We start from the raw sequence: 12,874 nt of genomic DNA, 5'->3' as shown, positions 1-12,874 counted from the left end.
TTCGTCCGGCGACTCGATATACCGGGAGCCGGAAGAATGGATGTATGTCCCGGAACTCCCCGCGGCGACTGCTCGCCTCCGTGCGACGGATCGTGCACACCGACCCCTCAAACGTCGCCCCCACCGAGGCGATGCCGGTGATCGACGAACGCATGGTGCCGCGGGTGCTCGACCTGTCGACCCGCATCGGCGAGGCGATGTTCGCCGTCGGAGCATCCGCCCACGAGGTGACGCTCGCGATCACCCGCGTCTGCGATGCGTACGGGCTGCGCGGCGTGCAGGTCGACGTCACCTACAACTCGATCACGGTGTCGTTCCACCTGAGCGGCGAGGTGTGGCCCGAGACGCTGGTGCGCGTGGTGCGGGTCGCCGCCCCCGACCACGCCAAGCTGCAGCGCGTGCAGGCGCTGGTGTCGGACATCCGTGCAGGCCTCGACCTGGAGTCCGCGCGCACCGCATTCCGCGTGATCCGACGCGTGCCGTTCCGGTACCAGCAGCCCGTGGTCGTGGTGGCCCGCGCGATGCTCGCCGTCGGCGTCAGCATCATGCTCGGCGCCTCGCCGCTCATCGTCGGCCTCACGTTCCTCGCCGCGCTCGGCGCCGCACTCACACAGGCGGGGCTCGCGCGCTGGCGCGTTCCGCTGTTCTTCAGTCAGATCGCCGGAGGCTTCGTCACGACCGTCGTGGCGGTGGTGGTGTCGGCGCTCGGAGCGGCGGGCATCGAGCCGTTCGTCGACATCCGCCCCTCGATCATCGTCGCCTCGGGCATCGTGCTCATGCTCGCCGGGCTCACCGTGGTCGGCGCAGCACAGGACGCCATCGACGGGTTCGCGCTCACCGCGAGCGGACGCATCCTCGACCTGACCATGCAGACGCTCGGCGTGGTGATCGGAATCCTGGTGGGACTGGAGCTGGGCAGCGTGCTGGGATTCGCGATGGAACTGCCCGACGACCCGGCACCGTTCGGTCCGCTGCTGAATCAGTTCGTCGGGGCGATCATCATCGCGGTGGCGGTCGCGGTGTTCAACGGCGCCGGCATCCGGATCATCCTGGTCAGCGCGCTGCTGAGCGCCATCACAATCGCGGCGTACACGCTCGCGACGGCACTGCAGCTGCATCCGGCCGCGGCGAGCGCGATCGGGGCGCTGCTGGCGAGCTTCGTCGGGGTGCTGATCGCGCACAACCTGCACGTGCCGTCGGTGGCGGTGACGACGGCGGCGATCGTGCCGCTGGTGCCCGGAGTCGCGGTGTTCCAGGGGCTGCTCGAGATGGTGCATACCGGCGGATCAGCGAGCGATGTGATGGGCGCGGGCAACTCGCTCATCTTCGCGGCGGTCATCGGCGTCGGGCTCGCATCGGGAGCGTCACTGGGCCTGTACCTCGGCACCCCGGTGCGCGCGACGCTGGAGAGTGTGACGAAGACGCGGGCTCGGGCGCGGCGCTGAGGCGGACTCAGGCCACGACGCGGCCGTCGGCGAGCGCGATCACGCGGTCGGCGTCGTCGATCACGGCCGAGTCGTGCGAGACGCACACCACCGCGGCGCCGCGGTCGGCCTCTTCGCGCAGCACCGTCCGGATGCGCAGGCTGCTCGCAGCATCGAGCCCGGTCGTGGGTTCGTCGAGCAGCAGCAGTTCGGCCTCGCGCGCCAGCCCCTGAGCGAGCAGGGTGCGCTGCTGCTGCCCACCCGAGAGCGAGGCGAACGGATGCCGTGCGAGCGCCTGGATGTCGAGGCGCTCCATCGATCCGTGCACGACAGCACGCGCCGCGGCATCCATCCGGCGCCACGGGCCGAGCCTTCCCCACGCGCCCACACTCACGACGTCGCGCACCGAGACCGGAAGCCGCGGAGAGATCGCCGCGCGCTGCGGCACGAACGCGATCGGCCCCCGCGCCTCGCGCTGACCGGATGCCGGGGCGAGCGTGCCGGCGATGACCTCGAGCAGCGTGGACTTGCCCGCACCGTTGGGTCCGACGATGACCGTGAGGGCACCGGCGGGGACATGTGCGTCGACCGCGGTGAGCACCTCGCGTCCGTCGAAGGACACGTGCACGCCGGTCAGGCTCGCGGGGTGCGCGGTGGTCGGTGCGGAAGAACTCATGGTTCCATCCTACGAGTTTGATAATCATTCTCAACAACGTCTAGGCTCGCTCACTGTGACTGCTTCCGCCTGGCTCGAACCGTTCGCGCTCGATTTCCTGCAGCGCGGACTCCTCGGCGGCGCGCTCGTGGCTGTGCTGTGCGGCGTGGTGGGCACGTGGGTCGTCATCCGCGGCATGGCGTTCCTGGGCGAGGCGCTCGCGCACGGCATGCTCCCCGGCGTCGCCCTCGCGACCGTGCTGTCGCTGCCCGTGCTCGTCGGCGGAGCACTCAGTGCCATCGCGATGAGCCTGGGCATCGGCGCACTCCAGCGCCGCGCGAAGCTGTCGTACGACACCAGCATCGGTCTGCTGTTCGTCTCGATGCTGGCGCTGGGGGTCATCATCATCTCCCACTCCGGCAGCTTCGCGACGGATGCCACCGCCATCCTCTTCGGCGACATCCTGGCCATCACGCAGAGCGATCTGCTCCTGCTCGCCGGGGCCGCGATCGTCGGCGTCACCGTCGCCGCACTGTTCCATCGCGCATTCGTCGCCCTCTCGCTCGACGTGCGCATCGCGTCGGTGCTGGGTCTGCGTCCGCAGATCGCGCAGGGCGCACTGGTCGGACTCGTCACGCTCGCCGTCGTCGCCTCGTACCAGGCGGTCGGGTCGATGCTCGTGGTCGGGCTGCTCCTCGCGCCCGCCGTCGCCGCCGGACACTGGACCGCGCGCATCCCCAGCCGCATGGTGCTCGCCTCGCTCTTCGGCATCGCCGCCGTCTTCCTCGGCCTCGTCGCGTCGTGGTACGCCGCGACCGCAGCCGGAGCATCCGTCGCGGCCGCCGCCATCCTGCTCACCTGCGTCTCCTGGATCGTCCGCACCGCTCTCACCGCGGCCCGGCGCCGGACGCGCAGCACCTGAACCCCGAATCGGAAGGACCCCGTGCGCTCCCGCATCGTCACCCTCGCCCTCGCCGGCGCTCTCACACTCACCCTGGCCTCGTGCGTCAGCACACCCGCCGCCGAACCCGCACCCGCAGAGTCCGAGGGTGACGGCCACGGCGCGGTCGCCGGCGCGGCCGAGGTCGCCGAGCCCCCGCTGGGACTCACCACGGTCGACGCCGACGGCCTCGTCACCCACCTCGACCTGCTCGACGAGAGCGTGTCGGAGTGGGGCGAGATCGCCCCGCCCACCGCGCTCGCCACCGACGGCCGCTATCTGTTCGCCGAGACGGAAGACGGCGTCGAGATCGTCGACAGCGGACTGTGGACGTGGGATCACGGCGATCACTTCCACTACTACCGCGCAGCATCCGCCCTGCTCGGTTCGGTCGCGGGCGACGGCGCGGCCACCGTGGCGACCACGAACCTGTCGACCATCGGCGGCACCGGCATCTCGTTCGCCGGCTCCGGCGACGCAGTGCTGCTCGACACCGAGGCGCTCTCGAAGGGCGAGATCGCCGAGCTCTTCCGCGTCGAGCGCGAGCCGCATGACGGCCTCGTGATGCCGGTGGGCGGCTTCGCCCTGGTGACCGAGGCGACGGACGGCGTCGGGACCAGGGTCGTCGGATACACCGCGGACGGCGAGAAGACCGGCCTCGACGAGGCGTGCCTCTCTCCCGCAGGAACCGTCACGACGCGGGTCGGTGCGGTGATCGGATGCCAGGACGGCGCTCTGCTCGCACACATCACCGACGACGAGCTGCAGGTCGAGCGCATCCCCTACCCCGCCGGAACGACGGCACCGCCGGCGACCTCGTTCGCCAATCGGGAGGGGCGGCCCACGGTCGCGGGCCTCGCCGGAAGCGACGGGATCTGGATGCTCGACACCCGCGAGCGCGCCTGGACGCTGCTGCCCGCCCCCACCCCGCTCGCTCAGGTGACGGCCGTGGATGACGAGGACGGACACCTGCTCGCCCTCGCGCAGGACGGCCGGGTGCTCGTGCTGAGCGACGTCGACGGTGCCGTGCTCGCCGAGACCGCTCCGCTCGTCGCCGACTCGCTCGCCGCGGATGCGGTGCCGACGCTGATCGCCGACCAGCACCGCGCCTACCTGAACGCGCCGACAGAGCAGAAGCTGTTCGAGATCGACTACGCCGACGGTGCGCGGGTCGCGCGGACCTTCGACACCGACACCGAGCCGGCGTTCGTCGCCGAGACGGGACGCTGAGATGGTGCGGGATCGGATGCTGCGGGGGCGGATGCTGCGGGCTGCCGCCGGCCTGGTGATCGCGGGGGTGGCGGTGGCAGGACTCACCGCCTGTGCGGGGGCGGCGGGCGATGACCGGCCGATGATCGTCGTGTCGACGAACATCCTCGGCGACGTCGTCGACGAGCTCGTCGGAGATCAGGCACAGGTGGTGACGCTGATGAAGCCGAACGCCGATCCGCACTCGTTCGAGATCTCGGCGCAGGAGGCGGCGACGCTGCGAGGAGCAGATCTGCTGGTGTCGAACGGACTCGGTCTCGAGGAGGGACTGCAGCAGCACCTCGACGGGGCGGTCGCGGCCGACGTCACCTCGTTCGTGGCGGGCGACGCGATCGAGGTGCGGGAGTACAGCGAGGGCGACGCCGCGGGCATGCCCGACTCGCACTTCTGGACCGACCCCGCCCGAATGATCGACGTCGTCGACGCCCTCGAGCCGGTGCTCGCCGACGTGGAGGGCATCGACGCGGCGGCCCTCGAGACGACGGTCGACGCGTACCGCACCGAGCTGCAGCAGTTGGACGAGGAGATGACCACGGCGTTCGCCGGCATCCCCGACGAACGCCGGGCGCTGGTGACCAACCACCACGTGTTCGGGTACCTCGCGGAGCGGTTCGACTTCACGGTGGTCGGCGCGGTGATCCCCGGCGGGACGACACTCGCCGCCCCCTCGGCATCCGACCTCGCCGACCTGGTCGACGCCGTGCAGGAGACGGGGGTGCCGACGATCTTCGCGGAGTCGTCGTCGCCCGATCGCCTCGTGCAGGCCCTCGCGAGTGAGGCCGGTGTGCACGTGCAGGTCGTGGAGCTCTTCACGGAATCGCTCACCGGCCCCGACGAGGGCGCCCCGGACTACCTGACCATGATGCGCGTGAACACCGAGCGCATCACGGAGGGGCTGACGCGCTGAGGTTGTGCGCTTCGCGCGGCTGGCGCGGGGGTCGAAGATGGCCGGATGCGGCGCGCGGGAGCGGCCATCTGTGACACCTGCTGGGGCGCGCGGCTGTCGCGGGGGTCGCAGATGGCCGCAACCAACGCGCGGAGGCGGCCATATGTGACACCCGCTGAGGCATGCACCCCGCCCCACGCGAGGCGAGCACGCGCGCGAGGCGCCGCAGCATCCGCCCCTGGGGCAGTCTCGTGGGGCAGTATGGACGAGCGGCAGCCCGACCTCCGCACCCCTCATGACGAACCAGACCTCCGAGACCCCGACCCCGGCTTCCGTCGCGCCCGCGCCCGCGCCTGCGCCTGCGCCACGCCCCGGGGTCGACGACGTGCCCGCGCGGCTCCGCGCCGCCCTCGCCGCGAAGGACTGGGCGAAGGCCGTCGGGCTGGTCGGCACGCACTGGCCCGTGCTCCTCGACAACCCGGCAGAGCATCTCGACGAAGCACTGCGCACGATCCCGCTGAGCGCCATCGCGCAGGATCCCCGGGCCGCAGCAGTGCGCGACATCCGGCTGCATGCCTTCGACGACGCGGTCGATCGGATGCTGGGCGTCGCCCCGCTTCCGGCGATCGAAGACCTCGGGGCCCTGGATGACATCGCCCGATCAGACGGCGCCCTGAACCTGCTGAACGTGGCCGCCGCACGCATGATCGCGTTCCGCCTGCGGGGCAAGATGTTCCCCGCGGTGCAGCTCGCCGCGCTCGTGGAGCGGTTCGGGCGCATCGCGGTCGTGCATCAGCCGACGCTGGTGGTGCCGCGTCTGCCGTCCGCGCTGCTGCAGGCGGGCATCACGCGGGGCCTCGCCGACGACATCCCGGGCGCGCTGCTCACCCTCCGCGACGCGTACGAGCGCGGACCCGACGCCCGCTCCGGCCACGTGCAGCGGGATGCCGCGGGCAAGGCCGCCCTGTTCCACGCCCTTGCGGGAGACATGCCGCATGCACAGGAGTGGCTGCGGCGGCATGACGAGTCGCCGACGGCATCGGCCTGGTATGTGCCACGCATCGCGCTGACGGCCGACATCGCGCGGGCTCTGATCGCGATCGAGTCGCTGGACCGGTCCGCCGCCGAGGCCGCCCTCAGCATGGTCGAGCAGCCCGTCAACACCGAGCAGAGCTGGGGCGCCGGCGTCACCTACGCCCGCGCACGTCATGCGCTCGCGTGGGGCGACCGGCTGGGGCAGATCGAGAGCGTGCGGCAGGATCGCGTGCGCTACGCCGATTGGCTGGGCGAAGGAACGACGTTCGGACCCCTGCTCGCCGCAGCCGAGGCCGATCTGCTGATCTCGGTCGGACGCGAGGAGCCGGCCCGTAACGCGCTCGCCGCGCACGGGGAGCACCCTGTCACGCGTGTCGTGCGCGCACGGGTCGAACTGGTCGCCGGCAATGACGACGCCGCGGCGCGCCACGCCTCGACCGCGCTCGCGGAGAGCCACTCCACGCGGTACCGCACCGAGGCGCTGGGCGTGCACGCCGTGGCCAACCTGCGCCGCTCAGGGCCCGATGACGCCGCGGAGCCCTACCTGCACTTCCGTGAATCGGTGCAGGCGAACGGCCTGCGACTGTCGGCGTTGGCGGTGCCGCACGGGGAGCGACAGGCGCTCGGCGCCCCGGTCGTGGAGGACGAGCACGGAGCCCGCGACACCATCCCGCCGAGCACCCGACGCGTGTCACTCACCCCGCAGCAGCGGCTGGTGCTGACGGGGCTCGCCCAGGGGCTGACGCTCCGGCAGATCGGCCTGCGGGAGCACCTGTCGCTCAACACCATGAAGACGCACGCCCGCGCGCTCTACCGTCGGCTCGACGTCGCCACCCGAGATGAGGCCGTCGCCCGCGCCTACGAGGTCGGGCTGCTCTGACCCGGAGCCGGGCGACCCGGAGCCCTCGGCCGCCGCGCGTTCACAACTCAGCAAGAACTGCGAGACGCGGCGCCCGCACCGGCCTGCAGGGCGGCTCTGTCGACGTTCTTGCTGAATTGTGAACGACCGACCGCCCGCACCACGAACCTGCCCGAGCAGATTTCACCCCCGCTTCATCCCCGTCGGGCGCGACGGCGGGCGCTGCGCTTGATGTCATAGAGAGGTCCGTTCTCGTGATTCCGGGGGGCACCGCGGCGACGGACGGCTGCGATGCAGGACTCGACGCCAGGGGGAAGGATGTCGAGCCGTTCGCAGGGGGAGGGCCGCGCGGCTGTCGTTGTGGGGACGACGGCCGCCGCCCCCGACGCGCCGCCCCGCCCCGCGCCGCCGCCGCGCGCCGCTCCGACAGCGCGACGCCGCGGCACCGCCATGCGCCCGCCGCCCCAGTTCACCCGGGTGTCACCCGGGTGGGTTTCGGCGCACTCGCCCGATCGGGGCGTGCGGCGTTGTTAGCGTCGTCACGGGTCGGGCGCCGTCCCCTGTTCCGGGGGTGTTCGCCGGCGCCTCGCATCCGTCCCCGCCCCGTCGTCGACCCCGCGTCGCGCCGGAGGCTTCGCGCGCGCCTGCGCTCCTCCGCAGTGCGCCCATCTGATCATCGGAGAGCAGTCATGACCGTTTCCCCCACCCCCGCCGCGAAGGGCGCCGTCGAGCGCCGCACCGTGCTGAAGGCCGCCGCCTGGTCGGTGCCGGTCGTCGCCGCCGCCGTCGCCGTGCCGCTGGCCGCGGCGAGCGTCACCCCCGAGCCGCAGCCCGCGCCCGGCGGAGGGCTGTCGGTGTGGCAGGGCGGCACCTCGGTGCAGACCTGGACCGTCAGCCAGCCGAACCGTGTGCAGATCAACACCGGTCAGAGCCTGGGCTTCGAGGCCTTCGACCCGGAGTCCGGCGACACGGTCCCTGCGGGCACCTATCGCTCCGGCGTCGTCACCGTGACGGTGCAGTGGGGTGCGGGCAACGGCGTGCCGACGCCCGAGAGCTACCGGATCGAGGAGCGCACGCTCAACGGCTGGACCCGCGTGGGCGCCCTTCCCGACGCCGGCGTCTCGGGCGTCGTCGAGTACACGTACTCCGGCATCCTGAACGGCAGCGCGAACATCGTCACGCTCCCCGTCGTCTGGCTCTACCCGACCGCGGGCGGCTCGCTCACGCCGACCTACGTCAACACCTCGCTGTCGTCGGAGTTCATCAGCGAGAAGACCTCGGGCTCGCGCGTTCCCTGAGCCCGGCGCCCCCGCTCGCAGCACCCGCACGACCGGTCACGGCACTCATCCCACCGCACGCTGCACGGGTCCGCTCGACAAGCCCTTGCGAGTGCCCACGTACCCGGGTAGGCATGAAGGGAGCGGGTCGTGGTCCCGCTGTGGCATCCGGCAGGCTCCAGCGGAACCCGTCCCCCTCTCTGTCCTGAGCGATCACCGGGAAGGGGCGTTGCATCATGGGCAAGTTCATGTACGAGAGCGGACCGAAGATCGACATCGAGGATCGGGCGCTCACTCATCTGCAGCTGGTCATCACGGCCAAGCTCCGACGCGGGGAACCGTTCGCATTCTCTTGGAAAGAGGACCCCAGCATCGGCGGCGGACGCACCACCGTATGGATCCACGCACACAGCAATCTCGTCTTCAAGTACTCCGGCAGCCGGCAGCCCGCGATCAACCGACGGTGGATCGAGGCGCTCGCGTACACCGCCAATTCCCCCGGTGGCCTGTACTTCGTCCCCGAGCCCGAGGGGGCGCCGGCCGAGGATATGCGCGTGTCGATTCCGGTCTGAGCATGCGTCTCGCAAGGGGGTTGCGGACTCGATCCTCGTTCGGTATTCAGGTGCACAGCGGGAGTCATAAAGACTCGCTGGCGCACAACCGAGCCTCAGCAGAATAATTCTCTTCCGTCATGGACACGGGTCCGGAAGGGACAGACACAGCATGGGAAAGTTCATCTACGAGGGTGGACCGAAGATTGAGATCGAGGATCGGGCGCTCACGCACCTGCAGATCGTGATGACGGCGAAACTCCGCCGTGGGGAGCCGTTCGCGTTCTCGTGGAAAGAGGACGCCAGCATCGGCGGCGGTCGCACCACGGTGTGGGTGCATCAGGGAAGCAGCATGGTGTTCAAGTACTCGGGCAGTCGGCAGCCGGCGATCAACCGCCGGTGGGTGGATGCCCTCGCGTTCACCGCGAACTCGCCGACCGGGCTGTACTTCGTGCCGGAGCCACCGGAGGGCGCGCTGACCGACGACATGCGCGTGAGCGTGCCCGCCTGAGGCACTGACCGAAAGGGCCGGAATGACTGACGATCGAAACGCGGCGGGCGGCGACGAGCTGCCCGCCGCGTTCGCCCGCCTGGCGGACGCACTGGACCCGAGCTACGACGTGATCGACACCATGGACGCACCCGCCTGCACGACATCGCCGAGCAGGTCGTGACCCGGCGGCTGTCGCTCTGAGCGGTGGGGTGATTGCGCCCCCACCTCAGAGCGCTGCGGCCGCCGCGCGCGCACCGCGGACCGCGATGGCCACGCTCGTGAGTGTCGGATTCATCGTGTTCGCGGTGGGGATCAGCCCGTTGCCACCCACCAGCAGGTTCTCGAAGCCCCACACGCGCGAGTAGGGGTCGGCGACCGACGTGCCGTCATCCTCGACACCGGCGCGCATGGTGCCCATGTAGTGCAGGCTCGACCCGTTCGGCAGCAGCCGCGGCTCGGCGATGAACGTGCCCAGCGCTGCTCCGGCGCGACGGAGGTGCGCCGTGGCATCCGCGATCTCGGCCTCCTCGACCTCGGTCAACGCATACTCGATGGTCATGTTCGGGAGTCCGCGATAGTCGAGTTCGTCGTCGTCGAAGCGCACTCCGTCTTCGACCCGCGGATGCTTGCGCACGCCATAGCCCATGTTGACGTAGCCCCAGCGGTTGCCCGCGTGGGGGTGCGCCGGGTCGAGGGGGAACGGCGGGTTCTCGGCGTACATGACCTGCGCCGAGAACGGGTGGTCGGGCTCGGAGAACGGGATGCGGTTCACCGCGGCGACGGGGTCGGCGGCGTGCTTCGCGCGACGCGCGAGTTCGCCCTGCAGCTCCTCGTCGGTGACGAGCGCGGCCATGCGGTCGCCGTCGAGCGAGACGGTCGAGATCACCACATGGTGCTCGGTGAGGTAGCGGCCGAGGGCGGCGGGGCGGATGCCGGAGGCCCACAGCAGCTGCGGGGACCGGAAGGCGTCGGCGGCGACGATGACGAGATCGGCGGGCACGACCGAGGTCTGCTTCGTGCGGAGGTCTTCGACCGTGACTCCGGTCGCGCGCCCACCCTCGTGCTCCACCCGGCGCACGAAGGAGAGATCGCGCAGCTCGAACCGGGCGCTCTCGTCGGTGCCGTCGTCGATCAGCGGTCCGAGCACCATGTCGGCCCCGGCCCACACCATCGACCCGTCGGGCTGCGGGTCACCGGCGACCGGCAGGGTGCTGACGCCGTATCCCTCGGGGAGCTCGTCGGCGAACTCGCGCTCGAGGAGCGAGCGGATGGCCCCGCCGATCGGCGAGTCAGCGAAGGCCGCGGCCTGATGGTGCAGCAGTCCCTCCGCCGTCGTGATCAGCTCCTCCCACTCGTCGTCGGCGATGAATGGCAGCTTCTCGCTGAACGCCGGGCGCGGGATCGCGCACGTCCAGTGCGAGCCCTGACCCCCGACGTTGGTCGCCGCAGCCGCAGCCGGGAAGGTCGGCGCATGGGCCGAGCCCTCGCCGCCGAAGTCGAGCAGATGCGTCCCCTGCCGTGCGGTGAACATGCCCTCCACGACCGCCCCTGCCGGAATGCCGAGCGACTCGCGGAAGGCACCGGCCTGCGGCCCCTGTGCCCGCTCGCGTGCCCGGGCCTTCTCGTCGGGATCGGCGATGTTGCGGACGCTGGCTCCCGGGCGCTCGGTGATCTGCGGACCGGCTTCGAACATCACGACCCGAGCGGTCGGATGGCTCTGCAGGATCGTGCGGGCATAGGCGGCGCCGATGGGACCGCTGCCGACGATCGCGACGGTGGGGTGCTGGGACATGATCTTCTCCCGGGTTCAGGCGGTGCGGATTCAGGCGGTGGCGGTTGCGGGCGGTTCTGGACTCAGGCGACAGCGGGTTCTGCGGCGGTGACCGGTTCGTGCTCGTCGGCCAGGCGGCCGGCGGGCATGAGGAGCGCGATGACGAAGCCGACGGCGTAGGCGATCGCGAGGGCGGCGAACACCGGAGCGAAGACGTCGCGGTAGATCTCGGCGACCTGGGTCTGCACGGCAGCGTCCGAAGCCTGCACGAGTTGAGGCGTCAGCGCCGTGGCATCGAGCCCCGCCGGCAGCAGAGCCGCGACGCCGAAGCCGATCACGCCGCCGATGACGGCCGTGGTGACGGTCGCTCCGACCTGGCGCACGATGTTGACGGTGGCGGTGATAGCGCCGGTCGCCGACCGCGGTGCGGCGCTCTGCACGACCGCGACGATGAGGCTCATGAACGCGCCGGTGCCGATGCCCACGATGAACATGACGATCATCGGCACCCACAGCGGCAGCCCGACCGGCAGCGCTGCCATCACGGCCAGCCCCGCAGCGCCCAGCGCCGTGCCGATGATCGGGTAGACGCGGTAGTGACCGGTGCGGCTGGCGAGGAAGCCGGTGCCGAGGTTGCTCAGCAGCATCCCGAAGACCGTTGCGATGGGCACGAGACCAGATACCGTCGCGGTGGTCTGATACGCCATCTGCACGTAGGTCGGCAGGTACGCCGTGATCGAGAACAAGCCGACGCCGATGATGGCCGACAGGGCTGTGCCGACCGCGATCGTGCGGTTCGCGAAGAACCGCAGCGGCACGATCGGCTCCTCGGCGCGCATCTCGGCGAGCAGGAAGGCACCGAACGAGATCAGCGCGGCGACGAAGGCGACGACGGTCGCGGTGCGCAGCTCAGGGTTGGCCATCCACGAGACGGCGAGCACGAGGGCGACCAGCGCCGCCGTGAACGCCATGGCACCCGCGACGTCGAAGCGGCGCAGCACGCCCGGCGCGATGCGCGGCACCGCGACGATCGCGAGTGCGAGAGCGGCGAGGCCGACGGGGATGTTCACCCAGAAGACCCACTGCCAGCCCCAGAAGTCGGTGATCAGACCGCCGACCACCGGACCGATGAGGATCGCGATCGGGAAGGCGGCGCCGATGATCGCCATGTACTTCGGCCGCTCGCGGGGCGAGGTGACCTGGGCGATGATCGTCTGCGACATCAGCTGCAGTCCGGCTGAGCTCATGCCCTGCAGCACGCGGGCGACGATCAGCCACGGCATGCTCTGCGCGAATCCGCAGGCGAGTGAGGCGATGAGGAAGACCACGAGAGAGGTGAGGAACACCGCGCGCGGTCCCACCACATCGCCGAGTTTTCCGATGACGGGGAGCAGCACCGTGCTGGCCAGGGTGTAGCCCACGACCACCCAGCCCATGTGCTCGAGGGCGCCGAGCTCTCCCGCGACGGTGGCGAGCGAGGTCGAGACGATGGTGTGGTCGAGGGCGCCGAGGAACGACACGGTGAGCAGGGAGACGACGAGCAGACGCAATCGCAGCGTCGAGAGTGGGGGCATGACCGATGGCCCGATCGATCGGGCAGTCGACGCGACTTCGTGTGCCCCGCTCGCAACGTCACGAGCGGGAACGGGTTCGAGGAACCCCGGCGCCATCTCGATCATACCCGTACTTTTGTCGATTTTCAACTAAAGAGCGG

12 protein-coding genes are annotated in these 12,874 nt (G+C 70.8%); 9 read left to right on the top strand and 3 right to left on the bottom strand.

The genetic code is table 11. From position 1 onward, the window contains the following. Positions 1-44 precede the first annotated feature (44 nt). Positions 45-1,445, top strand: a complete 1,401-nt coding sequence (locus AC2D10_RS14745; protein ID WP_484708742.1) for a threonine/serine exporter family protein — start codon at positions 45-47, stop codon at positions 1,443-1,445. Between the two features lie 7 nt (positions 1,446-1,452). Here the strand turns inward: AC2D10_RS14745 and aztA are convergent, their stop codons facing one another. Continuing rightward, positions 1,453-2,100, bottom strand: coding sequence for a zinc ABC transporter ATP-binding protein AztA (aztA, locus tag AC2D10_RS14740; protein WP_484708741.1), 648 nt, complete (start codon positions 2,098-2,100; stop codon positions 1,453-1,455). Positions 2,101-2,155: 55 nt separating this feature from the next. Between aztA and aztB the strand changes: the two genes are divergently transcribed. The 8 genes from aztB to AC2D10_RS14700 all read left to right on the top strand — a co-directional run bounded on the left by aztB (position 2,156) and on the right by AC2D10_RS14700 (position 9,570). Next, positions 2,156-3,001, top strand: coding sequence for a zinc ABC transporter permease AztB (aztB, locus tag AC2D10_RS14735; protein WP_484708740.1), 846 nt, complete (start codon positions 2,156-2,158; stop codon positions 2,999-3,001). 21 nt (positions 3,002-3,022) lie between these two features. After that, positions 3,023-4,249 carry an ABC transporter gene (locus tag AC2D10_RS14730; protein WP_484708739.1) on the top strand — a complete coding sequence of 409 codons (1,227 nt, stop codon included), beginning with the start codon at positions 3,023-3,025 and terminating at the stop codon, positions 4,247-4,249. Between the two features lies 1 nt (position 4,250). Further along, positions 4,251-5,195 (top strand): zinc ABC transporter substrate-binding protein AztC, encoded by a 945-nt coding sequence (aztC, locus tag AC2D10_RS14725; RefSeq protein WP_484708738.1) that lies wholly within the window; start codon positions 4,251-4,253, stop codon positions 5,193-5,195. A 274-nt stretch (positions 5,196-5,469) separates the two neighbouring features. Continuing rightward, the gene (locus AC2D10_RS14720) at positions 5,470-7,089 is read left to right on the top strand and encodes a helix-turn-helix transcriptional regulator (RefSeq protein WP_484708736.1); all 1,620 of its coding nucleotides are present in this window, start codon (positions 5,470-5,472) and stop codon (positions 7,087-7,089) included. A 668-nt stretch (positions 7,090-7,757) separates the two neighbouring features. Continuing rightward, complete coding sequence (locus AC2D10_RS14715; RefSeq protein WP_484708735.1) at positions 7,758-8,366, top strand: hypothetical protein; 609 nt, start codon at positions 7,758-7,760, stop codon at positions 8,364-8,366. A gap of 215 nt (positions 8,367-8,581) precedes the next feature. Next, entirely contained in the window at positions 8,582-8,917 is a 336-nt protein-coding gene (locus tag AC2D10_RS14710; RefSeq protein ID WP_484708734.1) for a DUF7882 family protein, read from the top strand. Positions 8,918-9,068: 151 nt separating this feature from the next. Beyond that, entirely contained in the window at positions 9,069-9,407 is a 339-nt protein-coding gene (locus tag AC2D10_RS14705) for a DUF7882 family protein (RefSeq protein WP_484708733.1), read from the top strand. Positions 9,408-9,429: 22 nt separating this feature from the next. Next, entirely contained in the window at positions 9,430-9,570 is a 141-nt protein-coding gene (locus tag AC2D10_RS14700) for a hypothetical protein (RefSeq protein ID WP_484708732.1), read from the top strand. A 45-nt stretch (positions 9,571-9,615) separates the two neighbouring features. Here the strand turns inward: AC2D10_RS14700 and AC2D10_RS14695 are convergent, their stop codons facing one another. Both AC2D10_RS14695 and AC2D10_RS14690 read right to left on the bottom strand, forming a co-directional pair. Further along, positions 9,616-11,181, bottom strand: a complete 1,566-nt coding sequence (locus tag AC2D10_RS14695; RefSeq protein WP_484708731.1) for a GMC oxidoreductase — start codon at positions 11,179-11,181, stop codon at positions 9,616-9,618. Positions 11,182-11,243: 62 nt separating this feature from the next. Next, positions 11,244-12,734: an MFS transporter gene (locus AC2D10_RS14690; RefSeq protein ID WP_484708729.1), complete on the bottom strand. Its 1,491-nt coding sequence runs from the start codon at positions 12,732-12,734 to the stop codon at positions 11,244-11,246. Between the last annotated feature and the right edge of the window lie 140 nt (positions 12,735-12,874).

The sequence above is a fragment of the Microbacterium sp. PI-SA-G genome (assembly GCF_057215335.1).
Note: the sequence above shows the minus strand (reverse complement) of the source record. Positions and strands in the feature narration are given on the sequence as shown.